Raw genomic sequence first — 25595 nt, forward strand, 5'->3', positions numbered from 1 at the left:
GCATGGTCGCCGCCCGGCCGCCGCGGAACCGCGCCCGTAACGCGAGGTCACGTCATGACCGTCGGCGCTGGCTCCCCGGACACCATGGGGGCATGAGCGATGCACCGACCCGTCCGCTGCGCTTCGCGGCCTTCGTCATGAACACGACGTCGCACATCCAGCACGGCCTCTGGCGGCACCCGGACGCCCGGCAGGCGGACTTCGACGACGTCACGCTGTGGACCGACCTCGCCCGGACGCTCGAGCGCGGGAAGTTCGACGCGATGTTCTTCGCGGACGTCGTCGGCACGTACGGCCCCGCCCGCGGCGACTACGCGACGAACCTCCGCGAGGGGCTGCAGATCCCCTCGAACGACCCGTCGGTGCTGCTCTCCGCGCTCGCCGTGTCGACCGAGCACCTCGGCCTGGCGTTCACCTCGAGCGTCATCCAGGCGCACCCGTTCGACTTCGCCCGCAAGGTGTCGACGCTCGACCACATCACCCGCGGCCGCATCGGGTGGAACGTCGTGACGAGCGCCCTCGACAGCGCCGCCCGGAACTTCGGCGCCGACCGGCTCGAGGAGCACGACGAGCGCTACGCCTGGGCCGAGGAGTACCTCGAGGTCTGCGCCAAGCTGTGGGAGGGGTCGTGGGAGGACGGTGCCGTGCTCAAGGACCCGGTGCGCGGCTACGCGGACCCGGAGCTGGTGCACCGCATCGACCACCACGGCAAGCGGTACGACGTGCAGGGGCCGCACCTCAGCGCGCCCTCGCCCCAGCGGACGCCCGTGTTGTTCCAGGCCGGGTCCTCGCCGGCCGGCCGGGCCTTCGCCGCGCGGAACGCCGAGGCGCAGTTCATCCTCACCTCGAACCGGGACGCCACCGAGCAGCTCATCCGCGAGACCCGCGACCTCGCTGCCGCCGTGGGCCGACGCCGCGAGGACATCGCGTTCTTCCTCGGCCTGACCTTCGTCACGGGATCCACCGAGGCCGAGGCGAAGGCGAAGGAAGCGGAGATCGACGAGTACCTGGCCGCCGACGGCTTCCTCGTGCACTCGAACCTCGGCTTCGACCCGGACACCGGCGAGCCGCTCGACCCGGCGACGCCGCTGTCCGAGGTCCGGACCCAGGCCGGGCAGTCGCACCTGCAGTGGCTCCGCGAGGCCGCCGGCGACCGCGAGCCGACCATCGCCGACCTCGCCCGGCTCTCCGCCAAGCTCCGCGCACGGGTCGTCGGGACGCCCGAGCAGATCGCGGACGAGCTCGCCGCCTGGCAGCGGGTCGGGGTCGACGGCGTGAACGTCATCAACTGGACGTTGCCCGGCTCGTACGAGGAGTTCGTCGACCACATCGCGCCGACCCTGCAGGAGCGCGGACTCATGCAGTCGGAGTACCGGGAGGGCACCCTCCGCGAGAAGCTCTTCGGCCACGCGCAGCTGCCCGACTCACACCCGGCGAGGCGGTGGCGCGGCGCGTTCTCCGGCGGCGCGGCCGGGACCGGTGCGGACGAGGCGCGCGACGCCGTGGAGGTGACCGCATGACGGACGCGACGACGAGCACCGGGGGTGCGCCGGGCCTCCCGAGCGACCGTCCGGACGACGTGCCAGCGAGCGCCGGGGGTGCGCCGTGCCTCCCGGCCGACCGTCTCGCAGTCCTGCGTGCGCGCTTCGCGCCGGTCGTCGAGGCGATCCGCGAGGGCGCGGTCGCGCGCGAGCTGGCGTCCGGCACCCCTGGCGACCGCGACCTCCCGCACGCCGAGGTGCGCGCGCTGGCGGACGCGGGCTTCGGGCGGCTGCGCGTGCCCGAGGAACGCGGTGGCTTCGGCGTGACGCTCGTCGAGCTCGCGCACCTGGTGGCGGACCTCGCGGCGGCGGACTCGAACATCGCGCACCTGTGGCGGGGACACTTCGGGTACACGGAGCTCGTGCTCCTGCGTCCGGACTCGCCCGCTCGGGACGAGTGGCTCCAGCGCATCGTCGGCGGGGCGATCGTGGGGAACGCGACCTCGGAGCGGACCGGCACGACGCTGGCGGACATCTCGACGACCGTCGCTCCCGACGACTCCGGCACGTGGCGGCTCGACGGGCGGAAGTTCTACTCGACCGGCACGCTCTACGCCGACTGGATCTACCTGGCGGCCGACCGCGACGGCGAGCGGGTGACCTTCGCCGTGCCGACCGGTGCACCGGGTGTGACCGGCGTCGACGACTGGGACGGCTTCGGGCAGCGCCTCACCGCTTCGGGGACGACCGTCTTCGACGGCGTCGCGGTCGACCCGGCGGTGGTCTCGGCCTACCGGGACGCGCCGCTCTCGCACATCCAGGCCTTCTACCAGCTGTACCTGCTGGCGGTCCTCGCCGGCATCGGACAGGCCGTCGTCGACGACGCCGTGGCGTTCGTCCGGCCGCGGACCCGCACGTACATCCACGCGAACGCCGCCGTACCGGGGGAGGACCCGCAGGTGCTGGCCGTGCTCGGACGGCTGTCGGCGGGGGCGTTCACCGCGCGGTCGCTCGTCGTCGCGGCGGCAGGGCTGCTCGACGGGGTCGTGGCGACGAACGAGCCCGGGGTGGGCGTCGACCACGCACTGCTCGATGCCGCCGAGAACGCCGTCTACCAGGCGCAGGTCGAGGTCGGGCCGCGGGTGCTGCAGGCGGCCACGGAGTTGTTCGAGGTCGGTGGGGCCTCGGCGGCCGACCGGACGCGGGCGCTCGACCGGCACTGGCGGAACGCCCGGGTGGTGGCGTCGCACAACCCTGCCGTCTACAAGGAGCGACTCGTGGGGGAGTACGTGCTGCACGGGCGGGGGCCGGTGGACGCGTGGGAGCGGTACCACGAGGTGGGGCCGACGCGGTTCTGAGGGCGCCGCGCGCGCGCCGCGCGCGGCGCGTGCCGCCAGCGCGAGTCTCGGCCCCGCGGACACGTTCGCGTCTTCGGAGCCGCGAAACCGTCCGCCAGCGCGAGTCTCGGCTCAGCGGGAGCCGGGGCCGGCAGCCGGGAGCCGGGCGCCTCTACGCCCAGCCGAGCTCGTGCAACCGAGCGTCGTCGATGCCGTAGAAGTGCCCGATCTCGTGGACGAGCGTGGTGTGCACCTCGTCCCGGAGTTCCTCGACGGTGTCGCACTCCTCGAGGTGCTGCTTCCGGAACACCACGATCCGGTCGGGGAGCTCACCGAACCCGTACTGCCCGCGCTCGGTCGCAGCGACCCCGTCGTAGTACCCGAACAGGTCGGAGCCGTCCTCCGGCTCGTCCTCGACGACGAACACCACGTTGTCCAGCCCGTCGACCATCTCGTCGGGCAGCCGGTCGAGCTCGTCGGTCACGAGCTGCTCGAACTCGTCGGCGGACATCTCCATCACGAGGCCGATCGTGACACATCCGCCTGGACGGCAGCGAGCGATCACCCCGCTGCGCCGCCGGTGCTCCCGTCCTGTGGGGGCAGGACCCCTGCGCTCACGAGCGCGTCTTCCAGGGCCGGGGCGACGTCCTCGGCTGCTTCGAACGTCGCGTGCGTCCCGTCGAACGAGACGGCGCGATCATCGATGACCGCCGGACACCGGCCACCAGCACACCAGAGGGCCGTCGGATCGATGTAGGGGATGTGACTGCGCCTGGCTGCGTCCTGATCCGCCGAGATCGACGGGCGCCACCGCTGCGTCGTGCCCGTGCAGGCTTCCGGGCCGATCAGGGCACTTCCGCAGTCGTCCCACTTCGGACCGGGGACGTTGGGGCCCACGATTGCGACTGATCCGACCGCGGCGCGCACTTCGTCGATCCTGGCGATCACGCCTGCGGCCCGATCGCTCTCCGGAACATCCGTGCCGTGCAACTGCAGGGGGCCCAGGACGTTCATCACGACGAGGACATCCGGTGACGCCTGAGCGATGTGCGCCACTACCTCCTCACGGGCCTTCGAACAGTCGGTGTCGCCGTGCGCGAGTTCCAGCGTGCTGAACGGACAGCCGTACCGCGCGCCTGCGATCAGCTTCCATCCAGATCGGTGTTCAGTCATCCAGCGGAATGCTGGTGTGAGGAACTCCGCGGTCGAGTCGCCCACGATCATCAGTGACCTCGAGCCGTCGCCGAGCGTGCACTGCTCCACCGTGTGGTTCTGCCCTGGCTCGGCGCACCGAGCGACCTGCTCGAAGCGAGTGTCCTGCTCGAGCGCGGGAAGGTAGTCGTGACCACGCAATTCGTCGAGTTGAGGCTGCAGGGAATCGGGCCACGACCGGAGCGACAGACCTTGCTCGACAGCTCGTCGGCGCTCGGTCTCCACGGTTGCTGGTCCCGGCTCTGAAGGGTCGACCGCGCTCGGCTCCGGGGCGGGTGGAGCGGTCGCCTCGTACCGGGTGACGGCCGAGGCAGTCGTGACCGTGGCGATGATCGCGAGGGCGACAACGGCTCCGGCCGACTGCTCGAGCCTGGCCGACCTGTGCCCATGGGCGAGTGTCGGCTGCGACTTCGCTGAGCCCCTCCGTCGGATCGGTCGTTCGACGAAGGCATGGGACAGCACAGCTGCGGCGACCGCGATCGCGAGCGCGACCACCGGCTCCGTCCCGAGTACGGCCGGAGCGAGGACGAGGACCGGCCAGTGCCACATGTAGAGCGCGTAGCTCCGCTCTCCGACGAGGACGAGCGGCCGTGCGCCGAGCAGCTTCGTCACCATCGTGGGCGCACCGCAACCTGCAGCGATGATCATCGCGGTTCCCGCTGCCGGAGCGAGACCAGCGGGGAACGGAACACCGACGTCGGGTCGAATCAGGAGTGCGGAAGCCACCAGCAGGAGGAGACCGGACACTGCCATGACTGCGGTCCTTCGCGGCGCTCGTGCCGGTGCCGGCCCCAGCCCCTCGAGACGGTGCGCCACCAGCGCCAGTCCGACGCCGGTTCCGAGCTGCCACAAGCGTGTCACTGTCGAGTAGAACGCGAAGACAGGCTGCGGTGCCGTGGTCGCGACGGCTGCGGCAAAGGACGCGACCACCACGGCGGTGATGACGAACAGACCAAGCCGTCGTCGTCTGATGACGAGTAGGAGCGCCAGCGGGAGGAGGAAGTAGCACTGCTCTTCGACACCGAGGGACCACAGGTGACGGAAGGGCGACGGAGCCGATGCGCCGTCAAAGTAGCTAGCGTCACTGGTGATGAACCGCCAGTTGGCTGTGCCGAGGAGCCCGGCGAGTCCGTCGAACAGCGTCTGTTCCCGCCGCGAGCCGCGGAGGAACAGCGCGGAGACGGCCATGGTGAGGCCGACCACGAGGAGGGCGGTCGGCGCGAGACGTCGCGCCCGACGCCGGAAGAAGTCGATGATCCGGATCTGGCCGTGGGTCGCGCCCTCGTTCAGGAGCCCCCGTCCGACGACGAAACCGGAGATGACGAAGAACACATCAACCCCGAGGAAACCCCCGACCGGCGTTGCGAAGGTGTGTTCCAGTAGCACCATGAGGACCGCGATTCCCCGAAGCCCCTCGATGTCCGGCCGGCGCTTGTTCGCTGAGGTCATGTAGCGAGACTAGGCCGGGCTGGTACATCAGTTCCAGAAGGTGATATTCCACTGTGGAGAGATCGCAAAAAAGGACCGTCCCCGCGCTAACGGGGACGGTCCTACTGGGGTGAATAACGGGTCTCGAACCCGCGACCTCCTAGACCACAACCAGGCGCTCTACCAACTGAGCTATATCCACCATGTCCGAACCGGCTGACCGGCGCGACCACTCAATAGTAGTACATGCCGGAGGCCGCGACGACCACGCGTGTCGCTACTCCGCCGTGGGCTGCCCGAGCCGCGGTTCCCACTTCTCGACCACCTCGGCCGCGACGGCGCGGACGTCCTCGGTCGTCGGGCCGGGCTCCGGGATGAAGCCGGCGCGACGGTAGTACTCGAGCTCGCGGATCGACTCGAGGATGTCCGCGAGGGCACGGTGGCCGCCGTGCTTCTCCGGCGCGTTGAAGTACACGCGCGGGAACCAGCGGCGGCAGAGCTCCTTGATGCTCGACACGTCGACGCTGCGGTAGTGCAGGTGCCCGTCGACGCGGGGCATGTACTTCGACAGGAAGGCGCGGTCCGTGCCGATCGTGTTGCCGGCCAGCGGCGCGCTGCCCTCGGCCGGGACGTGCTGGAGGATGTACTCGAGCACCTGGTACTCGGCGTCCGCCAGCGAGACACCGTCCGGGATCGCCTCGGCGAGGCCCGAAGTCGCGTGCATGTTCGTGACGAACTCGTTCATGTTGTCGAGCGCCGACTGGTCGGGCTTGATCACGATGTCGAACCCGGGGTGCACGGGGACGAGGTCGAAGTCCGTGACGACGACGGCCACCTCGACGAGTTGGTCGACCTCGACGTCGAGGCCGGTCATCTCGCAGTCGATCCAGACGAGGCGGTCGTTCGCAGTTGCCATGTCCTCGATCCTATTCCGCACGGGTGACGCTCCCGCGCCCGGACCCGAGGCTGTGGAGCGATCCAGGTCGGCACCGTGCCGGCTCCGCTCGAGGCGACACCGGGACGCCGTGGACACACGGCTGCCCCTGGCCGAGCGGGCGGAACCGGCAGCCGCGATCCGGAACGGCGGCAGGATCCGCCCGCTCGCGCCGCGCGCGGTCCGGATCCAGGTGGGCCGTGCCTCCCGGTCGGTCCGTGAGCGGGCGGAACCCGCACTCGCGATCCGGAACGGCGGCAGGATCCGCCCGCTCGCGGCGCGAGCGGTCCGGATCGACGTGGACCGTGCCTCCCGGTCGGTCCGTGAGCGGGCGGAACCCGCACTCGCGATCCGGAACGACGGCAGGATCCGCCCGCTGGCGACCGGGCTGTCCCTGCAGTGTCGCGTCGTGCCTCCCGGTCGGCCGGTCCAGGCGCGCGGGCGGAATCGTCGACCGGGCGATCATCAGGGCTCGCCTTCCGCCCGCTCGCGTTCACGCGGCTGCCCTCACCACCGGTCTGGAGGCTCGACCCGCGTCCGCGGGTCCGCTCGGCCCGTCCTCCGGTTGCCCAGTGGGCGGAAGCGGTCGGGCGGACGGCGCCGGCCCGGCGCGTCCTGCCCGCTCGCGCGGCCTGCCCAGCGCACTCGGCCCCGAGGGCCCCAGTACGCCCGAGGGGTCCACCCCTGGATCTCCATCCACTCGCCCACGCGCGCCCGCACATGACGAACGGGCGAGACCCGCGACCGGACCGGAGTCCCGACCGCAGCCCTCGCCCGCAGCGAAGCGCACCGAGCGCGAGCAGGCTCATCGCCCACTCGCGCTCGCACCGAGCGCGAGCGGGCTCACCGCCCACCCGCGCTCGTGTCGACTCAGACCATCTCGCCCGCCGAGATCGCCTCTGCCTCGACACGCTCCGGCTCGGCCCCGTCGTCGACCCGCCGCAGCACCTTGGTGGTCAGCACCACGACCACGAACGCGACCGCCACCGAGACCCCGGCGAACACGTAGGCCGCCGACGGCGAGAACGAGTCGGCGAGCAGCGTCGCCACGGGCGGGGCGATCGCACCGCCGATGAAGCGCACCGCGGAGTACGCGCTCGATGCCACCGAGCGGGGGAGGTCCGTCGCCTCCATCACGCACTCGGTGAGCACCGTGTTGAGGACACCGAGCACGAGGCCGCCGATGACCACGCAGATGATGAGCCCGGCCTGCGAGGTCACGACGACCGCCGCGGCGAACAGGTCGAGGGCGAGGAGCGGCAGCGCGATCTTCAGCACGGTCGTGCGGCGCATGCGCGCGGTCAGCATCGGGGCGACCCACACGGAGGTGATCGCGAGCCCGACACCCCACCCGAAGAAGGTGAAACCGATGCCGAGTGCGCCGAAGCCGAGCGGGAACGGCGTGTACGCGAGCAGCACGAAGAAGCCGATGTTGTAGAAGAGCGCGGTCACCGCGAGGGCCGCGAGCGCCGGCTGTCCGAGGGCGCGGAACGGTGCCGAGAGCTTCGTCGGCGTGGGCTTCTCGAGTCCGGAGGTCTTGAGCAGCGCGACGACGGCGATGAACGCGATCGCCATCAGGGTGGTGACGCCGAAGAAGGGACCGCGCCAGCTCACCGACCCGAGCAGTCCGCCGACCAGGGGCCCGACGGCGATGCCGAGGCCGAGCGCTGCCTCGTAGAGGATGATCGCCGACGCCGTACCACCGGACGCTGCACCGACGATGGTCGCGAGTGCGGTGGAGATGAAGAGCGCGTTGCCCAGACCCCAACCGGCGCGGAAGCCGATGATGTTCCAGACGCTGCCCGAGGTCGCGGCGAGCACCGAGAAGACCACGATGAGCGCGAGCCCGATGAGCAGGGTGTTCTTCGCACCGATGCGGCTCGACACCCAGCTGGTGAAGAACATGGCGACGCCGGTGACGGCGAGGTAGCTCGTGAAGAGCAGTTCGGTCTGCGCGGCGGTGGCGTGCAGCGACGTCGCGATCGCGGGGAGGATCGGGTCGACCAGGCCGATGCCCATGAAGGCGACGACGCAGGCGAACGCGATCGCCCAGACGGCGGACGACTGCTTGAGGATGCTGCCGGACGCAGCGGGTGCGTGGGCGTTCACGCGTGGATCTCCGTTCTGGTGGGGTTCGTGGTGGTGCGCGAGGCGATGATGGCGGCGGCGTCGCGCAGGACGTCCCAGTCGTCGTCGTCGAGGTCGGCGAAGACCGGTCCGACGGAGTCGGCGATCGTCGCGCGCCAGGTGGCGAGCCGCTCGCGCCCCGCATCGGTGAGCTCGATGAGCTGTCCGCGTGAGTCGTCGGGGTCGACGGTGCGCGAGAGCAGACCGTCGGTGAGCATGCCGGCGACGATCCGGGTCATCGTGGGCTGTGCCACACGGGACGCGGCGGCGAGCTCACCGAGGCGCAGCGGCTGCTCGGTCTCGAGGATGCCGAGCGTGCGCCAGACCGCGGCCGAGGTGGCGTCGCCGGAGGCCTGCGCCGCAGCACGGACCAAGCGGTTGACCGAGATGATCAGCGTCTCCAGTGCCTGCGCCCGTGATGATTCCATGTCTGAACTATATAGCAGTGCTATGCATCCGTCAACAGGGCGCCCCTGGTAGAAGGGACGCATGAGCGACATCACCATCCACGAGGGCGACGAGTACACCGCGATCTTCCACGGCGGTCCCTTCGACGGCACGACCGACACCCGCACCGCCACGAGCGACGCGGTCGACGACGAGGTCACGGTGTACGCGGACGTCGAGGGCCTGCAGACGGCCTTCGCCTACAAGGCCACCAAGACCCGTCAGGTGCTCGACCAGACCTCGGTCGAGTACGAGTACGACGCCGCGGACTCCGACCCGGTCGACGACCTGCAGGACCGCGGGGACCGCAGCGGCGAGTTCGACCGGGAGTAGATCGCGCGCCGCGCACGTTGCACCGTCCCGTGCAGCTCGACCTCTGGACCTCCGCCTTCTGCGCCCCGTGCGCAGCCGCCCGCCGTGTGAGCGGTGAGGCAGCGGCGCTCGTCCCCGGGCTCCGGGTCACCGAACGCGACGTCGCGGCACACCCTGACACTGCAGAGGACCTCGGCATCCGATCGACCCCCACGATCATCGTGCGTCGGGACGACGGTGCCGAGGTCTTCCGTTCGCCGGGCGTCCCCTCGCGGGACCAGCTGCTGGTGGCGGTCGCGAAGGCGCTCTGAGCGGATCCGGTCGGGAGGCACGGGTCACGTCCGCCTCGTCCGGTCACCGTGCAGGCGTGCTCGGCCAGGAGGCACGGTGCATGTCCGCCACGTCGGTCGCGCCGGCAGCGCGTACCCTCACGCGAGCGGGTGTTCCCTGCTGTCCGGCGGTGCCGCGCGGACCGGTTCCGCCCGCTCGGTGCGCCGGTCGTCCGGGCTGCCGGGCTTCTCTGCGCGAGCGGGCGTTCCCTGCTGTCCGGCGGTGCCGCGCGGACCGGTTCCGCCCGCTGGGTGCGCCGGTCGTCCGGGCTGACCGGTGCGACCCCGGCGGGCGGGCCCTTCGTGCTCACCGGCGGCACGCGCCGCACCCCCTCCGCCCGCTCGGGACGGACGGAGCAGTCGGGCGCGATCGCCGAGCACCGGCCTCGTGCGTGGCAGTGCAGCGCCCCGACGACCGACGGCGGTAGAATCGTCGCCGCTCGCCTCCGTAGCTCAGTGGATAGAGCAGGTGGTTTCTACCCTCCGTGTCGCGGGTTCGATTCCTGCCGGGGGCACACGCGACGAGAGGCCGCCATCCGTCGGGATGGCGGCCTCTCGTCGAACGGGGGAGGTCTCAGTCGTCCTCGGCTGCTCGGCGTCGCAGCTCGCTCGCGCTGATGGGCTGGGTGTACGGCGAGGCGTCGTCGTCCTCTCGAGCACCCGGCGTCGCGTTCGCCGCCCCGGGCCGGTCGAGCCCGGTCGCTGACGTTGCGGCACGGTTCACGTGGGCGTCAGCCGACGTCGGGCTCGCGACCCGGGGCGCGGAGGTCGGCCGGTCGTCGGAGCGGGCATCACCGCCACGATCGGTCACGTCGACCTCGCCGGAATCCGAGGAGTCGTCGCTGCGCGAGCCGAGGTCGTTCCGAGCGCTCGGAGTCGTGCCGTTCCCCGGACGCGCCGACGCGATCGGCGACCCGAGCGGAGGGCGGACCGGCGTGCCGTCGAGCTGGACCGTCTCGCGGTCGCCGTAGGGGCGCGTCCGGTTGTCGGCAGCACCTCGGACGTCGTCGATCGGGGTGGTGGCGTCCTGGTCGACCGTCGCCGCGGCGGTCGGGCCCGAGGTGCGGCTCGCCGACGTCCCCGCCGCAGGGGAACCGACGGGAGACTGCTGCGGCGCAGGACGGAACGAGGTGGTGGTCGGCGTCGGGCGCGACGGGGCCGTGCTGGCGTCTGCCTCGGCCGACCGCTGCTGCTGCTGACCGGCGTTCCAGTCCTGCTGGCGGGCGATGAGGTCGGCGTCGGGGTCCGGAGAATCGAACTTCCAGCGTTCGAGATCGGCCTTGAACAGCTTCTTCGCGCGACCTGGCTTGCCGTTCCACTCGAGCAGACGGTCGCGGAGTTCGCCGAGCGACTGGTCTGCCTGCGAGGTGAAGGTCGAGGAGTTCCGCTTGATGTCGGCGATCTCGTGCTGCACCCAGTCGGCGGCCAGCGGAGCACCGCTCACCGGCAGGAGGCGCAGCCGCACGTCGGCGTCCTCGGCGAGGTGGTCGGCGTAGGCACGTTCCTCGTGTCCGAGTGCTCCCCAGCGTGAGGCCTTGCGCGCCGCGGTGACCACGCCCGCCACCGCTGCGTTCCGGCTCTCGCGGTCGTGGAGCGCGACGACGCGCTTCGTTGCCGCGCGTCCGATCAGCGCGGCGATCACTCCGGCGACGACGATCGCGACGAAGGGGATGATCGCGCCGGACAGCACGCGCCATCCCTCGTCGGATGCCGTCCAGTCGGTCAGGTCGTTCCACCAGTCCATGGGCGAACCCTACGCAGCGTGCGACGCAGAACCGCGGAGGTCGGACGGCGTTCCGTCGAGCCGGGCTGCGCTCCGTCGAGCCGGGCTGCGCTCCGTCGATCGGGGCGGCGTTCGCTCACGCGCAGCGGTGTTCCTTCGAGCGGCGCGGTCGAAGTGCGCGGGCGGCTGGTCAGCCCCAGCGCAGGCAGTCGACGGCGTCGTCCGCCGACCACACGTTCGGCAGCTCGACGAACCGTCGCTCGACCGCCACGTAGCGACGGGCGCGGTAGGCCGTGCCGCCCGCGACGTCCACGCGGTCGACGTACCCGACGATCTCGCCGTTGGTGCGGGTGACCCGGCTGAGGTCGTCCCGCACGTCGAGCACGCGCAGGTCGCCACGGCTGCGTGCGACCGGCGTGGAACGGATCCGGAACGCTGGTTCGGTGCTGGTCTGCACGGGTGCCTCCTGCTGGTTCGTCGTGGTCTTCGTTGCCTCGACGGTACGGCTGACCACTGACACTCCACGGCCGTGCAGTGGCGTCAGGGGAGCGCTCACGGCGAGGGCGATGCTGTGCAGGAGACGTACCCCGGCCCCGTGTTCCGTGAGCGCAGGAGGGTACGGTGGCGCGCATGACGACGTTCGTGCTCGCAGGTGGATGCTTCTGGTGCCTCGACGCGGTGTACCGCACGTTGCAGGGTGTGCAGGACGTGGTGTCGGGCTACACCGGCGGCGTGGTCGAGGACCCGACGTACGAAGCGGTCTGCACCGGTGCGACCGGTCACGCCGAGGCGGTCGCGGTGACCTTCGACGAGTCGGTCATCCCCGCCGACGTCGTCCTCGACGTCTTCTTCACGCTCCACGACCCGCGGCAGCTGAACCGCCAGGGCGCGGACGTCGGCACCCAGTACCGCTCGGCGATGTTCCCGGCGGACGACGAGCAGCGAGCGCTGTTCGAGCACGCGGTGCAGCGCGCTGCGGACATCTGGGACGGCGGGATCGTGACGACGATCGAGCCGCTCGGTACGTTCTTCCGTGCGGAGGAGCACCACCAGGACTTCTTCGCGAAGAACCCCGGTCAGGGCTACTGCCTCGCGGTCGCGCTGCCCAAGGTGAACAAGGTCCGCAAGGCCTACAGTCAGTACATCCTGGCGTCCTGAGGCACGGACGTCGGGGCCACGAGGAGGTGGTCGAACGATGATGGACAACACCGGGACCTGGGTGGCCGTCGGTCCGGCGGGCGCGGTCGGGAGCATCCGCCGCGCGTCGGACGGCTTCCACGTCGAGCTCTACGGTCGACGGGGCCGAGGCGGGACCTACCCGTCGCTGGAGACCGCGAAGGGTGCGGTCCACGCGGCGCTCGGGCCTCTCGCCGACCGACCCGAGTTCCGCGCGCACTGACCCGCCGGCCCGGAGGTTCGGGGGAGTCTTCCTCCACAGCCCACCTCGACGAGTCGGCTGCTCACAGATCGAGCCCCGGGTCGCAAGTGCGGCCCGGGGCTCGCAGACGATCGAGTCATGAACGACACGATCACCGTCTGCGGCATCGTCGCGACCGAACCCCGGCACCTCGTCACCGACACCGGCATCGCCATCTCGAGCATGCGCCTGGCGTCCCCCTCCCGTCGTTGGGACCGCAGCACGTCGTCATGGACGAACGGTCCGACGAACTGGTACACGGTCACCGCCTTCCGGTCCCTCGCGGCGAACGTCCACAAGTCGCTGAAGAAGGGCGATCGCATCCTCGTGACCGGACGCGTCCGGATCCGCACCTGGGAGCGTGACGGACGGAACGGGACCGCGGTCGAGATCGACGCCGACGGCATCGGGCACGACCTCGCCTGGGGCATCAGCAACTGGATCCGCGTCCCGCGGCACGTCGGCGACTCCAACGCGGGTCCCGGGGTGCCGCCGGGGGTGCCGACGGTGGACCCGGACACCGGCGAGGTGACGGGCACGGTGCCCGAGGACGACCACGCGACGCCCGTGCTCGGCGGGGACGGCGACGATGCGCTGCCCGGGGCAGCAGACGGGACCGTGCTGGCGCGCCACGGCGTCCGGGACGGCGGCGTCCTGAGCGACGGCATCCCGGGCGACGGCGTCGCGGACGGCGGCGATACGGGTGACAGCGGGGCGCGGGCAGCCGGAGGGGTCGCCCCGGTCGTGCCCGGATCCCGAGAGCCCGAGCCGGGAGCAGACGGCGACGCCGACGCCCGTGCCGTCGCATGAGTCGTCGCACGGGTCATCACCGGGACCGTCGGCGGCGCACGACAATCGCGCCCTGCCCATGCCGGCCGTCTCGGCGCGAGGCACACGCGTCCTGCCGGTGCCGGCCGCCTCGGCGCGCGCCCCACCGTGGTCCTGTCGGCGCCGCCGACCCGCGAGCCCTGCGCCGCGGCGCAGGGGGGAGCGGTGACGTGCCCGGGTCAGTAGACTTGCGCCGATATGGCTGAGTACATCTACCAGATGGTCCGCGCCCGCAAGACGGTCGGCGACAAGCTGATCCTCGACGACGTCACGATGTCGTTCATCCCCGGCGCCAAGATCGGCGTCGTGGGGCCGAACGGCGCGGGCAAGTCGACGATCCTGAAGATCATGGCGGGTCTCGACCAGCCGTCCAACGGCGAGGCGAAGCTCACGCCGGGCTTCTCCGTCGGCATCCTCATGCAGGAGCCCGAGCTCGACGAGTCCAAGACCGTGCTCGAGAACGTCCAGATGGGCGTCGGTGCGATCAAGGGCAAGCTCGACCGCTTCAACGAGATCTCCGCGCTGATGGCGGAGCCGGACGCCGACTTCGACGCCCTCCTGGCCGAGATGGGCACCCTGCAGGAGGAGATCGACGCGGCCGACGCGTGGGACCTCGACTCCCAGCTCGAGCAGGCCATGGACGCGCTGCAGTGCCCGCCGGCTGACGCGCAGATCGCCAACCTCTCGGGTGGCGAGAAGCGCCGCGTGGCGCTCTGCAAGCTGCTCCTCGAGAAGCCCGACCTGCTCCTCCTCGACGAGCCCACCAACCACCTCGACGCCGAGTCCGTGCTGTGGCTCGAGCAGCACCTGTCGAAGTACCCCGGCGCAGTGCTCGCCGTCACGCACGACCGGTACTTCCTCGACCACGTCGCACAGTGGATCGCCGAGGTCGACCGTGGTCGCCTGTACCCGTACGAGGGCAACTACTCGACCTACCTCGAGAAGAAGCGCGAGCGTCTCGAGGTCCAGGGCAAGAAGGACGCCAAGCTCGCCAAGCGTCTGGGCAGCGAACTCGAGTGGGTCCGGAGCAACTCGAAGGGCCGCCAGGCGAAGTCGAAGGCCCGTCTCGCCCGGTACGAGGAGATGGCTGCCGAGGCCGAGCGCACGCGGAAGCTCGACTTCGAGGAGATCGTCATCCCCGTGGGCCCGCGTCTGGGCTCGCAGGTGATCGACGCCGAGAAGCTCCAGAAGCAGTTCGGTGAGCGCGTCATCATCGACGGCCTGTCCTTCACGCTGCCCCGCAACGGCATCGTCGGGGTCATCGGCCCGAACGGCGTCGGCAAGACCACGCTGTTCAAGACCATCGTCGGCCTCGAGCCGCTCGACGGCGGCCAGCTGCGGATCGGCGACACGGTGGACATCTCGTACGTCGACCAGAGCCGCGGCGGCATCGACCCGAACAAGAACCTGTGGGAGGTCGTCTCCGACGGCCTGGACTTCATCCAAGTCGGCAAGACCGAGATCCCGTCCCGCGCCTACGTCTCGCAGTTCGGGTTCAAGGGCCCGGACCAGCAGAAGAAGGCCGGTGTGCTCTCCGGTGGTGAGCGGAACCGCCTGAACCTGGCGCTCACGCTCAAGCAGGGCGGCAACCTGCTGCTCCTCGACGAGCCGACCAACGACCTCGACGTCGAGACCCTCGGCAGCCTCGAGAACGCCCTGCTCGAGTTCCCCGGCTGTGCCGTGGTCATCACCCACGACCGGTGGTTCCTCGACCGCATCGCGACGCACATCCTCGCGTGGGAGGGCGTGAACGAGGACGGCACCCCGAACTGGTACTGGTTCGAGGGCAACTTCGAGGCCTACGAGGAGAACAAGCTCGTGCGCCTCGGCCCGGACGCGAACAAGCCCGGTCGCTCGACGTACCGCAAGCTCACCCGCGACTGACCCGTGGCGAGGCTGCACGCTCCCGTCCGCATCCGGTGGAGCGACATCGACGCGTACGGCCACGTCAACAACTCCGCGATGCTGCGCCTCCTCGAAGAGGCGCGCATCGCGGGGTTCTGGGGCCACGACCCCGCCGACGTCGCGCCGGAGGACGACCTGCCGGACCCGATCATCGACGGCCGGCCCGGCTCCGGGACGATGACGGTCATCGCTGCACAACGTCTCGAGTACCTCGCATCGATCCCGTACCTGCGCCGGTCCCTCGACGTGCAGATGTGGATCGGACGCATCGGTGGCGCGAGCATCGACGTGTCGTACGAGATCTGGTCACCCGTCGGAGTCGAGCCGCAGGTGCTCTACACGCGCGCCACGACCGCCCTGGTGATGGTCGACGCGGCCTCGAACCGGCCCCGGCGCCTGTCCGAGGCCGAGCGCGCCGCCTGTGCGCCGTTCGTCGAAGCGCCCGTGCAGTTCTCCCGCCCGTAGCGGCGGGACCCCCGGCGCAGTTCTCGAGCCCGTAGCCGGCTGGACCGCCGGCGCAGTTCTCGAGCCCGTAGCGGCCAGGACGGGCGGCACCGTGTGTCCGCCAGGAGCGGGCAGGGCAGCCGTCAGCGCGGCACGCGCAGCATCCCCTCCTGCGCCACCGAGGCCAGCAGCCGACCGTCGCGCGCGAACATCCGCCCGAACGCCAGTCCCCGGCCGCCCTGGGCGCTCGGGGACTCCTGTGCGTACAGGACCCAGTCGTCGGCACGGCCGTCGCGGTGCCACCACATCGCGTGGTCGAGGCTCGCGCTCTTCACTCCCGGCGTGCCCCAGGCGACGCCGTGCCGCCGCATGATCGGCTCCAGGATCGACATGTCGCTCGCGTAGCCGAGCACGGCCCGGTGCAGCGACGGGTCCTCCGGCAGGTCACCGTCGACGCGGAACCACACCGCCTGGTGCGGGACGCGCTCGCCCTGTACGTCGACGAACACCGGGCCCTCGACGTGCCGCAGGTCGATCGAGCGTTCCGCCCAGGCCTGCGCCACGGGGTGGTCGATCGCGGACAGGATCGACGCGGCCGAGGGCAACGACTCGGGATCGGGGGTACCGACGGGGAACGGGTCCTGGTGCTCGAGTCCGTCGTCCGGTCGCTGGAAGGAGGCGATCATCGAGAAGATCGGCACACCGCGTTGGTAGGCCTGGACACGGCGCGTGGCGAACGAGCGGCCGTCGTGGATGCGCTCGACGGCGAAGGTGATGGGCACGTCGATGTCACCGGGACGCAGGAAGTACCCGTGCATCGAGTGGATGCCGCGGTCCTCGATCGTGTGCTGCGCGGCGACGATGCACTGCGCGAGCACCTGTCCGCCGAAGACCCGGCCGCCGGGCGACCAGTGGCTGGCACCGGTGAGGATCGTCTCGCCCGTGCTCGCGCCGGTGTCCTGCAGGCGGAGGGTGCTGAGGAAGTCGGGTTCGCCGTTCACCCCCGCAGTCTACGAACCCGTCGCCGGTAGGATCGGTGTCGACATGGGCACCTCGTTCACGCTTCCCGACGCCGCTTCGCTCGGCGATCTCCGCACCTACCTCGGACGCGCTGCCCGGATCGAGGACGGCTCCGTGCGGCTCATCGCCGACTCCGGCGTCCTCGCCGTCTACGCCGCGATCCTCTACCCGGTCGGGCTCCTCGACGAGCTGCCGACCGTGCTCGGTCTCCGCACCTTCTCGCTGACCGAGCCAGCGACGATCGACGCGGTCGTCCCGCTCGCCTCCCTGCGGGAGCGGCTCCGTGTGCTGGCCGAGGAACACGACGCCGCCGGTGCCGACGGTGCCGACCCGACGCGACCGACCCCGATCGAGGTCGGGCTGCCGCACGAGGTGCACACCGTGACGTGGGCCGCGATCTCGCCGCCCCGCGGGGGATGGGTGCCGCTGCCCGACGTCTCGCCGGAGCTGCTCCGCCGCGCTGCCCGCGACGGGATCGCCGAGGTCGCGGACGCCGTCCCGTCGAACGCCGGTGACGCCATCGTCCGCCGCATCCGCGCCGAGGTCTGGGGCCGTCCCGTCCCCGGGATCGAGCACGTCCCCGCAGCAGCCGGGTTCGCGGGGGAGAGCCTCGGCTTCCTCGGGCACGATCCGGTCCGGCTGTTCGAGACCGGCCCCTGGAGCCGCCTGACGACGTCGCGCGGGCACATCCTGGTGAAGCGACGCGCCTGGAGCCTCGACCACTAGTGCCGCCGCGGCACTGCCGATCCCTGCACGGTCGCGCACGAGCCCTCGTCCGTCCACACCTCCGACGGGCACCCGGTCAACGCCGTGAGCGGCATGGTTGGGTTGCGTCATGCACGTCTTCCTCACCGGCGCATCCGGGTACATCGGGTCATCAGTCCTCCGCGCACTCCTCGCCCACGGGCACCAGGTCACCGCGGTCGTCCGTTCCGACCAGAAGGCGCAGGCGGTCCGTGACGCCGGCGGCCAGGCGGTCGTCGGCGACCTGTCCGACACCGAGCTCGTGCGCCGACTCGCGCACGAGAGCGATGCCGTCGTCCACACCGCGTCGGCCGAGTCGGTGGACCCGGACTTCACGGCGACGGTGACCGAGGCGTTCTCGGGGACGTCGAAGCCGTTCGTGCACACGGGCGGCATCTTCACGTTCGGCGACTCGACCGACATCTCGGAGCAGTCGCCCGTCGACCCGCCGGAGCTCACGGCGTGGCGCGCCCCGATCGAGGCGCGGGTCCGCGCGAGCGACGCACGGACGACGATCGTCGCACCGGGCATCGTGTACGGCCGTGGCGCGGGCATCCCGGCGATGTTCGTCGGCGACGGGGAGCACGAGGTCCGGCTGGTGGGCGACGGGTCACAGCGGTGGACGACGGTGCACGTCGACGACCTCGGCGAACTGTACGTCCTCGCCGTGCAGCGCGGGGAGCAGGACGGCTACGTCGTCGCCGCGACCGGTGACAACCCGACCGTGCGCGAGATCGCCGAAGCGGGCGCGCACGGGTCGCCGGTCGTCGCCGAGAGTGCCGACGACAGTCGGGAGCGGCTCGGTCGCGCGTACGCGGACGCCCTGCTGCTGCACCAGGAGGCGTCGGGCGCGCACGCGCGCGCCGCCTTCGGCTGGAACCCGACCCGACCGACACTGGTCGAGGACCTCGCCAGCGGGTCCTCCGCCCGCTGAACCCCGCTGCGGGGCGGACGGGAGGCCCGTGGCGGCCCCGTCACGGGCCTCCCGTCCGCGTCCCGCCCCGCAGCGACCGACACAGGACGGATCCGCCGTCCGGCTCGGCATCGAGCGGACCAGCCGGGTACCGAGCGGACCAGCCGGGTACCGAGCGGACCGGCCTGCTACCGAGCGGACCGGCCCGGGTTCGAGCTGACCGGAGCGGCGTCGAGCGAGAGGACGCTCAGTCGAACGTGTTCGTCATCGCATGTGCCGCCCGGTCGAGGTACGCCCACAGTTCGGCCTCGTCGAGGGGCGCCAACCCCAGCGACTCGACGGCCTCGTGCATGTGGTGGAGCCAGCGTTCCCGGGCTTCGGAGGTGATGCGGAACGGGTTGTGGCGCATCCGGAGCCGGGGGTGCCCGCGCTCCTCGCTGTACGTGCCGGGGCCACCCCAGTACTGCTGCAGGAACGCCGACAGCCGCCAGATCGCACCGTCGAGATCGTCAGCCGGGTACATCGGCCAGATGACCTCGTCCTGCTGCACACCCTCGTAGAAGCGACGGACCAGCCGGTCGAAGGTCGGAGCACCGCCGATGCGTTCGTACAGGGAGCCGGTCGCGCTGGCGCCGTGCTCGCCGACGCGGAGCGTGATCGGCTGCGCCGGTACGCCGCCCCGGTCCGGAGGGGTGAGGTCGCTCACTGGTGGTCCTTCCCGGGGTCCTGGCCGCGGTCGGTGTCGTCGGTGCGGATCGCCCGTCCGAACAGGTTCCCACGCTTCCCACCGCGCGACTTCGTCGGTGCGGGCGTCGGCTGCGTCCGGACCGACCGGAGGCCGTTGATCGAGGTGGCGTTCTCCCACCCCTCGGGCATGATCATCGCCATGGCGGGCAGCGTGACGCCGAGCTCGTCGACGGCGCGCTTCAGCCGCACGCGCATCTCGCGCCCGACGACATCGAGCTCGGACGCACGGGTCTTGACGACGAGACGGAACACCATCCCGGCGTCGGAGATCGACTGGAGACCCCAGATCTCCGGCTTCTCGACGATCCGCTGACGCCAGCGCGGCTCCTGGGACATCGTCACCGCGGCACGCAGCAGGGCGTCCTGCACGGCGTCGATGTCGGTGTCGTACGGGACGGTGATGTCGACCAGCACGCGCGACCAGCCCTGGGACAGGTTGCCGACGCGCAGGATCTGCCCGTTCGGGACGAACCACAGGATGCCGTTCACGTCGCGGATCTGCATGACGCGGAGTCCCACGTTCTCGACCACGCCGGTGGCCTGCCCGGTGTCGACGACGTCCCCGACGCCGGCCTGGTCCTCGAGGATCATGAAGACGCCGGACAGCAGGTCCTTCACGATGCTCTGCGCACCGACCGCGAGGCCCGCGGCGATCAGCGAGGCGCCACCGACGATCCCCACTGCGGCGTTCGGCAAGACCTGCGGGATGATCACGGCGAGGGCGATGATGACCACCGCCACGGTCGCCAGGTTCTCGAGCACACTGCCGAGGGTCCGGGTCCGTTGCACGACACGGGCGGTCTGCACCGGTGAGGCGATGAGCGCCTGGGTGTCGTCGACGTTCTGGCGCCGCTTGGCACCGTTCACCACCCGGTCGACGATGCCCTTGATCACGCGACGGAGGACGAGTCGGACGATGATCGCGGCGATGATCGTCACGACGATGACGATCGGGACGTGCCAGGTCTCGACGAACTGGGTGAAGGTGTTCGACATCCAGGCGGGGACGTCGTCGGTCGTGTTCGCAGCCAGGTCCATGATCCGAACGATGCTAGAGGGCGGGGCCTCGGCGACCCTTGAGGATCACCGAGGCCCCGCCCCTGCACTGCCGTCGGACGACGATCAGGCGTCGGCCCCCTGGACCCGCAGCGCGCGCTCGGTGCCCGCGAGGTTCTCGGACACGATGCGGCGGAGCGCCGGGGTCTCCGGGTGTGCCTCGAGCCACGCGTTCGCGGCGTCGCGGAGCTCGACCGACGCGAGCGGCGCCGGGTAGAGGCCGCTGACGATCGTGTCGGCGATGTGGTAGCTCCGCTCGGCCCAGATGCTGGTCAGCACGTCGAAGTACCGCGACACGAGCCCCTCGAGGACGACCGGGCTGTTGGTGTGCTGGAAGCCGACGGTCGTCTGGCGGACGATGGCGTTCGGCGCCTCGGACGAGTCGACGAGCGACGAGAACGCCGCGAGCTTGCCCTCGGCGGTCGGGATCGTCGCACGCGCCCGGGCGGCGGCCTGCTCGCCCGAGGCCGTCTTGTCGGCGGCGAGCTCGGCGTCGACCTCGGCGTCACCGGCAGCACCGGCGAGGACGAGGCCCTCGAGCAGCTCCCAGCGCAGGTCGGTGTCGATCTCCAGGCCCTGCAGTGTGACGGACCCGTCGCGCAGGCCCTGCAGGGTCGTGACGTGCTCCGGCGTCGAGGCGATCTGCGCGAAGAACTTCACGAACTGGAACTGGGCGTCGGACCCGGCCTCGGCCGAGGAGGCCAGCTGCCAGAGGGTGTCGCCCACGGTGCGGACGGTGGCGTCGACCTTCGCCGGTGCCACGTAGCTCCGGGCGGTCAGCAGCAGCTGCGAGAGCGTGGTGCGGATCGTGGTCGACTCGGTCTCGGTCGCGATGTTGCCGAGCACCAGGCGGACGTAGTCGCTCGCGGGCGACTCGGCGTCGCGCGTGGCGTCCCACATCGCGCCCCAGACGATGGAGCGGGCGAGCGGGTTCGCGATCGCGGCGAGGTGCTCGATCGCGGTGCGGCGGGACTGCTCGTCGAGACGGATCTTGGCGTAGGCCAGGTCGTCGTCGTTGAGGAGCACGAGGTCGCCGCGGTGCACGCCGACGAGCTCGGGGACCTCGGTGCGGGCACCGTCGACGTCGATCTCGACGCGGTGCGTGCGCTCGAGCTTGCCGCCGCCCGACGCGGTGTCGGCACCGAAGGGCGCCGACTCGTCCGTCGTGAAGCCGTAGACGCCGATCGCCAGGCGGTGCGGGCGGAGCGTCGGGTGGTCGGCCGGAGCCTCCTGCAGCACGGCGAAGGACGTGATCACGCCGGATTCGTCGACCTCGATCTCGGGGCGCAGCGTGTTCACGCCGGCGGTCTCGAGCCACAGCTGCGACCACTCGGACAGGTCGCGGCCGCTGGTCGCCTCGAGCTCGACGAGCAGGTCGCGGAGCTCGGTGTTGCCGTGGTGGTGCTTCGTGAAGTAGGCCGAGACGCCCGCGAAGAACGCGTCGATGCCGACCCACGCCACGAGCTGCTTGAGGACGGAACCGCCCTTGGCGTAGGTGATGCCGTCGAAGTTGACCTGGACGTCCTCGAGGTCGTTGATCGTCGCGACGATCGGGTGCGTCGAGGGGAGCTGGTCCTGGCGGTAGGCCCAGGACTTCTCCATCGCCTGGAAGGTGGTCCACGCCTCGGTCCACTCGGTGGCCTCGGCGGTGGCGATGGTCGACGCCCACTCGGCGAACGACTCGTTCAGCCACAGGTCGTTCCACCACTTCATGGTGACGAGGTCGCCGAACCACATGTGCGCGAGCTCGTGCAGGATCGTGACGACCCGGCGCTCCTTGATGGCGTCGGTGACCTTCGAGCGGAAGACGTAGGTCTCGGTGAAGGTCACGCAGCCCGCGTTCTCCATCGCGCCGGCGTTGAACTCCGGCACGAAGAGCTGGTCGTACTTCTCGAACGGGTACGGGACGTCGAACTTCTCCTCGTAGTAGGCGAAGCCCTTCTTGGTCGTCTCGAACACGTACTCGGGGTCGAGGTACTCGGCGAGCGAGCGCCGCGCGAAGACGCCGAGCGGGATGGTCCGACCGTCGCGGCTCGTGAGCTCGTCGCGGACGACCTCGTACGGGCCGGCGACGAGCGCGGTGATGTAGCTCGAGATCGTCGCGGTCGGGCTGAACGCCCATGTGGCGATCTCGCCGTCGACGTGGGGCTCGGGCGTCGGGGAGTTCGAGACGACCTGCCAGCGCGACGGTGCCGTGACGGTGAAGGAGAACTCGGCCTTGAGGTCGGGCTGCTCGAACACCGCGAACATCCGGCGCGAGTCCGGGACCTCGAACTGGGAGTACAGGTAGACCTCGTCGTCGACCGGGTCGACGAAGCGGTGCAGGCCCTCGCCCGTGTTCGTGTACATCGCGTCGGCGACGACCACGAGCTCGTTCTGCTCCTGCAGGTCGTCGAGCTGGATGCGCACGCCGTCGTTCACCGCGGCGACGTCGAGCGCCGAGCCGTTCAGGGTGATCGAGTGCACGGTCTTCGTGATCGCGTCGATGAAGGTCGAGGCGCCGGGCGTCGCGGTGAACCGGACGCGCGTGGTGCTGCCGAAGGTCTCGGCCCCGCGGGTCAGGTCCAGCTCGACGTCGTACGTCTGCACGTCGACGATCGCGGCGCGTTCCTGGGCTTCGGTTCTGGTGAGGTTCTCTCCGGGCACGGACGCTCCAACTTCGCTTGCGGCGCGGACGATCGATGTCCGCGGTGAGGGGATCCCGGCAGGCGTCGTGCGCCGTCGGGACGATGGGATCAGCCTAGCGAGCGCGCGTACGCTCGCAGCGTGACCGAGACGACTGTGGACAACACCGAGACCGCCCGCACCGCCGTGGAGTTCTGGTTCGACCCGAACTGCCCGTGGGCCTGGATGACGAGCCGCTGGGTCGGCGAGGTCGAGCGCCAGCGCCCGATCGACGTGACCTGGAAGGTGATGAGCCTCTTCGTCCTCAACGAGGACCAGGACATCCCGGACGATTACCGGGAGCGCATCCACACGGGACAGCTCTACCCGCGCATCGTCACCGCCGCGCTGCTCCGTCACGGCCAGGACGTCGTCAAGCCGCTGTACGACGCGCTCGGCGAGCACGTCCACCACCGCCAGGAGTCCGACCCCGACCAGGTCGTGCCCGCCGTGCTCCGCGAGCTCGACCTCGACGAGGACCTGCTCGAGTACGCGTGGACCGACGAGGTCGACCAGGCCGTCCGTGCGAGCCACCAGGACGGCATCGACCGGGTCGGTCAGGACGTCGGCACCCCGGTCATCGCCGTCGAGGGCACCGCGTTCTTCGGCCCCGTCATCTCCCCGGCGCCGAAGGGCCAGGAGGCGCTCGACCTGTGGGACGGCGTCGTCGCCGTCGCGAAGGTCCCCGGCTTCTTCGAGCTCAAGCGTTCGCGGACGGTCGGTCCGATCTTCGACACCGTCGAGTAGCCCGGCCGGCGTCCACGACGCGACCGGTGGACGGACGGACGGGAGGCGCGGTGCGGCTCCGCCCCGCGCCTGCCGTCCGTCCGACGCCCCGTCAGGACAGGGGCAACCGCATCAAGGTCAGGTCGAGCCACCGGTCGAACTTCCGCCCGACCTCAGGCAGCACGCCGACGGTGGTGAAGCCGAGTCGCTCGTGGAGGGCGATCGAGCCGGTGTTCGTCGAGCAGATGCCCGCCATCAGGACGTGCACGCCGGCCGAGCGGGCGTGCGCGACGAGCGCGTCCATGAGCACGGTGGCGATGCGCCGACCGCGGAACGCCGGGACGACGTAGACGCTGTGCTCCACGGTGTGCCGGTACCCCTGGTGCGGCCGGAAGGCGCTGTAGGTGACGTACCCGGCGACGGCGCCGTCGACCTCGGCGACCAGGACGGGCAGCCCGGCAGCCCGGCGCTCCGCGAGCCAGCCGTCGAAGTACTCCCGCGGGTGCGGCTCCTCCTGCCAGATCGCGGTCGAGTGCAGCACGGCGTCGACGTGCAGGGCGTGGACGACGTCGAGGTCACGCGGCTCGCAGTCGCGGACCGTGACCGAGGACGCCGACCCCGTCGCATATGCTGTCGCCATGTCTCAGATCGTAGACGACTTCTCGGCGACGGTGGAACCGGTCACCGAGCACCCGGACGACGCCGACCAGCGTCGCCTGGGGGAGCGACTGCAGCGCCTCCGCACCGAGCGGAAGTGGAGCCTGACCGAGCTCGCCGAGGAGTCCGGCGTCTCCCGCGCGATGATCAACCGCGTCGAGCGCGGGGTGTCCAGTCCGACGGCGACGATCCTCGGGCGGCTGTCCGGGGCGTTCGGACTCACGATCTCGCAGCTCCTCGACGAGGCACTCGACCACGAGGTGCCCAGGGCGACCGACCCGGACGAGGCGCGTGGCGTCCAGCGCGGGGTGACCGCCGACTCCTGGACCGATCCCGAGACCGGGTACCGCCGTCGTCCGGTCTCGAGCGCCGACTTCCCCGCGGACGTCACCGAGGTGCGCCTCCCGGCCGGTGCGCAGGTGGCGTACCCGGCGTCCGCCTACGCGTTCCTGCGGCACTGCATCTGGGTGGTCGACGGTGTGCTCGAGGTCGTCGTCGGCGACGAGCCCACCCGGCTCGGTGCCGGCGACCGCATCGAGCTCGGTGAGCCCGCCGACGTGGTCTACCGGAACCCCGGCGCGGAGCCCGTGCGGTACGTCGTCGTGGTGGTCCGGGCCCCTCGGGGCCGGGAATAGGATCGGAGCCATGCGCATCCACCTCGGAACGGACCACGCCGGCCTCGAGTTCACCAAGACCCTCGCCCAGCACCTCACCGAGGCGGGGCACGAGGTCGTCGACCACGGGCCGACCGAGTACGACGCGCTGGACGACTACCCCTCGTTCTGCATCAACGCCGCGCACGCGGTCGTGCAGGACCAGCGCGCGGGCGTCGAGGCGCTCGGGGTCGTCTTCGGCGGGTCGGGCAACGGCGAGCAGATCGCCGCGAACAAGGTGGAGGGCATCCGCGCTGCGCTGGTCTGGAACGAGTCGACCGCGCTCCTCGCCCGCCAGCACAACGACGCGAACGTCGTCTCGATCGGCGCGCGCCAGCACACCGAGGAGGAAGCGATGCGCTTCGTCGACATCTTCGTCGCCGAGCCCTTCTCGGGCGAGGAGCGTCACGCTCGCCGCATCGCGCAGCTGGCCGAGTACGAGACGACGGGGCACATCGCCGGTCGGCAGATCGACGAGTAGTCCGGGTAGA

Annotated in this window: 26 protein-coding genes and 2 tRNA genes; 15 read left to right on the forward strand and 13 right to left on the reverse strand. The window is 71.0% G+C overall.

Annotation, left to right across the window (positions count from 1 at the left end; all coding sequences use genetic code 11):
• Positions 1–92 precede the first annotated feature (92 nt).
• Complete coding sequence (locus NI26_RS04635; RefSeq protein WP_066653028.1) at positions 93–1520, forward strand: LLM class flavin-dependent oxidoreductase; 1428 nt, start codon at positions 93–95, stop codon at positions 1518–1520.
• A complete protein-coding gene (locus NI26_RS04640; protein WP_081984720.1) occupies positions 1517–2839 on the forward strand; it encodes an acyl-CoA dehydrogenase family protein in 1323 nt (440 codons plus the stop codon). Before NI26_RS04635 ends, NI26_RS04640 begins: the two co-directional genes overlap by 4 nt.
• Before the next feature lie 151 nt (positions 2840–2990).
• Here the strand turns inward: NI26_RS04640 and NI26_RS04645 are convergent, their stop codons facing one another.
• The 6 genes from NI26_RS04645 to NI26_RS04670 all read right to left on the reverse strand — a co-directional run bounded on the left by NI26_RS04645 (position 2991) and on the right by NI26_RS04670 (position 8947).
• Positions 2991–3335: a metallopeptidase family protein gene (locus NI26_RS04645; RefSeq protein ID WP_066653030.1), complete on the reverse strand. Its 345-nt coding sequence runs from the start codon at positions 3333–3335 to the stop codon at positions 2991–2993.
• Between the two features lie 44 nt (positions 3336–3379).
• Positions 3380–5479 carry an acyltransferase family protein gene (locus tag NI26_RS04650; RefSeq protein WP_066653033.1) on the reverse strand — a complete coding sequence of 700 codons (2100 nt, stop codon included), beginning with the start codon at positions 5477–5479 and terminating at the stop codon, positions 3380–3382.
• 105 nt (positions 5480–5584) lie between these two features.
• Positions 5585–5660, reverse strand: a tRNA-His gene (locus NI26_RS04655).
• A gap of 75 nt (positions 5661–5735) precedes the next feature.
• Positions 5736–6374, reverse strand: a complete 639-nt coding sequence (gene orn / locus NI26_RS04660) for an oligoribonuclease (RefSeq protein WP_066653036.1) — start codon at positions 6372–6374, stop codon at positions 5736–5738.
• An 888-nt stretch (positions 6375–7262) separates the two neighbouring features.
• Positions 7263–8501 carry an MFS transporter gene (locus tag NI26_RS04665; RefSeq protein WP_066653039.1) on the reverse strand — a complete coding sequence of 413 codons (1239 nt, stop codon included), beginning with the start codon at positions 8499–8501 and terminating at the stop codon, positions 7263–7265.
• A complete protein-coding gene (locus tag NI26_RS04670; RefSeq protein ID WP_066653041.1) occupies positions 8498–8947 on the reverse strand; it encodes a MarR family winged helix-turn-helix transcriptional regulator in 450 nt (149 codons plus the stop codon). Before NI26_RS04670 ends, NI26_RS04665 begins: the two co-directional genes overlap by 4 nt.
• Positions 8948–9008: 61 nt before the next feature.
• Between NI26_RS04670 and NI26_RS04675 the strand changes: the two genes are divergently transcribed.
• From NI26_RS04675 to NI26_RS04685, 3 genes are all read left to right on the forward strand, one after another.
• Positions 9009–9299, forward strand: a complete 291-nt coding sequence (locus NI26_RS04675) for a hypothetical protein (protein ID WP_066653044.1) — start codon at positions 9009–9011, stop codon at positions 9297–9299.
• 29 nt (positions 9300–9328) lie between these two features.
• Positions 9329–9589: a thioredoxin family protein gene (locus tag NI26_RS04680; RefSeq protein WP_066653047.1), complete on the forward strand. Its 261-nt coding sequence runs from the start codon at positions 9329–9331 to the stop codon at positions 9587–9589.
• A 460-nt stretch (positions 9590–10049) separates the two neighbouring features.
• Positions 10050–10122: transfer RNA gene (locus tag NI26_RS04685), tRNA-Arg, on the forward strand.
• Between the two features lie 59 nt (positions 10123–10181).
• On the opposite strand, the gene NI26_RS04690 is transcribed toward NI26_RS04685, so the two are convergent.
• Together NI26_RS04690 and NI26_RS04695 are read right to left on the reverse strand one after the other, a co-directional pair.
• Positions 10182–11351: a hypothetical protein gene (locus NI26_RS04690; protein ID WP_066653050.1), complete on the reverse strand. Its 1170-nt coding sequence runs from the start codon at positions 11349–11351 to the stop codon at positions 10182–10184.
• 169 nt (positions 11352–11520) lie between these two features.
• A complete protein-coding gene (locus NI26_RS04695; protein WP_066653053.1) occupies positions 11521–11844 on the reverse strand; it encodes a hypothetical protein in 324 nt (107 codons plus the stop codon).
• A 116-nt stretch (positions 11845–11960) separates the two neighbouring features.
• Between NI26_RS04695 and msrA the strand changes: the two genes are divergently transcribed.
• The 5 genes from msrA (at position 11961) to NI26_RS04720 (ending at position 15945) form a co-directional block, all read left to right on the forward strand.
• Positions 11961–12488 (forward strand): peptide-methionine (S)-S-oxide reductase MsrA, encoded by a 528-nt coding sequence (gene msrA / locus NI26_RS04700; RefSeq protein ID WP_066653055.1) that lies wholly within the window; start codon positions 11961–11963, stop codon positions 12486–12488.
• A 37-nt stretch (positions 12489–12525) separates the two neighbouring features.
• Positions 12526–12729: a hypothetical protein gene (locus NI26_RS04705; RefSeq protein WP_081984725.1), complete on the forward strand. Its 204-nt coding sequence runs from the start codon at positions 12526–12528 to the stop codon at positions 12727–12729.
• A 117-nt stretch (positions 12730–12846) separates the two neighbouring features.
• Positions 12847–13557, forward strand: coding sequence for a single-stranded DNA-binding protein (locus tag NI26_RS04710; RefSeq protein ID WP_066653057.1), 711 nt, complete (start codon positions 12847–12849; stop codon positions 13555–13557).
• A gap of 216 nt (positions 13558–13773) precedes the next feature.
• Complete coding sequence (gene ettA / locus NI26_RS04715) at positions 13774–15459, forward strand: energy-dependent translational throttle protein EttA (protein ID WP_066653058.1); 1686 nt, start codon at positions 13774–13776, stop codon at positions 15457–15459.
• 3 nt (positions 15460–15462) lie between these two features.
• Positions 15463–15945, forward strand: coding sequence for an acyl-CoA thioesterase (locus NI26_RS04720; RefSeq protein WP_066653068.1), 483 nt, complete (start codon positions 15463–15465; stop codon positions 15943–15945).
• 122 nt (positions 15946–16067) lie between these two features.
• Here the strand turns inward: NI26_RS04720 and NI26_RS04725 are convergent, their stop codons facing one another.
• A complete protein-coding gene (locus NI26_RS04725; RefSeq protein WP_066653071.1) occupies positions 16068–16925 on the reverse strand; it encodes an acyl-CoA thioesterase in 858 nt (285 codons plus the stop codon).
• A 43-nt stretch (positions 16926–16968) separates the two neighbouring features.
• Between NI26_RS04725 and NI26_RS04730 the strand changes: the two genes are divergently transcribed.
• Both NI26_RS04730 and NI26_RS04735 read left to right on the forward strand, forming a co-directional pair.
• A complete protein-coding gene (locus NI26_RS04730) occupies positions 16969–17670 on the forward strand; it encodes a hypothetical protein (protein WP_066653076.1) in 702 nt (233 codons plus the stop codon).
• A 109-nt stretch (positions 17671–17779) separates the two neighbouring features.
• Positions 17780–18622 (forward strand): NAD(P)H-binding protein, encoded by an 843-nt coding sequence (locus tag NI26_RS04735; protein WP_066653078.1) that lies wholly within the window; start codon positions 17780–17782, stop codon positions 18620–18622.
• Between the two features lie 226 nt (positions 18623–18848).
• On the opposite strand, the gene NI26_RS04740 is transcribed toward NI26_RS04735, so the two are convergent.
• The 3 genes from NI26_RS04740 to pepN form a co-directional block, all read right to left on the reverse strand.
• On the reverse strand, positions 18849–19259 hold the full coding sequence (locus tag NI26_RS04740) for a globin (RefSeq protein WP_066657907.1): 411 nt from the start codon (positions 19257–19259) through the stop codon (positions 18849–18851).
• Positions 19260–19303: 44 nt separating this feature from the next.
• Positions 19304–20386, reverse strand: a complete 1083-nt coding sequence (locus NI26_RS04745) for a mechanosensitive ion channel family protein (RefSeq protein ID WP_066653080.1) — start codon at positions 20384–20386, stop codon at positions 19304–19306.
• 84 nt (positions 20387–20470) lie between these two features.
• A complete protein-coding gene (pepN, locus tag NI26_RS04750; RefSeq protein WP_066653082.1) occupies positions 20471–23050 on the reverse strand; it encodes an aminopeptidase N in 2580 nt (859 codons plus the stop codon).
• A 120-nt stretch (positions 23051–23170) separates the two neighbouring features.
• Between pepN and NI26_RS04755 the strand changes: the two genes are divergently transcribed.
• The gene (locus NI26_RS04755; protein WP_066653084.1) at positions 23171–23815 is read left to right on the forward strand and encodes a mycothiol-dependent nitroreductase Rv2466c family protein; all 645 of its coding nucleotides are present in this window, start codon (positions 23171–23173) and stop codon (positions 23813–23815) included.
• Between the two features lie 91 nt (positions 23816–23906).
• Here the strand turns inward: NI26_RS04755 and NI26_RS04760 are convergent, their stop codons facing one another.
• Positions 23907–24434, reverse strand: a complete 528-nt coding sequence (locus NI26_RS04760) for a GNAT family N-acetyltransferase (RefSeq protein WP_066653087.1) — start codon at positions 24432–24434, stop codon at positions 23907–23909.
• Between NI26_RS04760 and NI26_RS04765 the strand changes: the two genes are divergently transcribed.
• A complete protein-coding gene (locus NI26_RS04765) occupies positions 24433–25086 on the forward strand; it encodes a helix-turn-helix domain-containing protein (RefSeq protein WP_081984727.1) in 654 nt (217 codons plus the stop codon). The two genes, NI26_RS04760 and NI26_RS04765, sit on opposite strands and share 2 nt — an antisense overlap.
• 10 nt (positions 25087–25096) lie before the next feature.
• On the forward strand, positions 25097–25585 hold the full coding sequence (locus NI26_RS04770; RefSeq protein WP_066653088.1) for a ribose-5-phosphate isomerase: 489 nt from the start codon (positions 25097–25099) through the stop codon (positions 25583–25585).
• Positions 25586–25595: the final 10 nt, after the last annotated feature.

It is taken from the genome of Curtobacterium sp. MR_MD2014 (assembly GCF_000772085.1).
In the GTDB taxonomy this organism is placed as follows: domain Bacteria; phylum Actinomycetota; class Actinomycetes; order Actinomycetales; family Microbacteriaceae; genus Curtobacterium.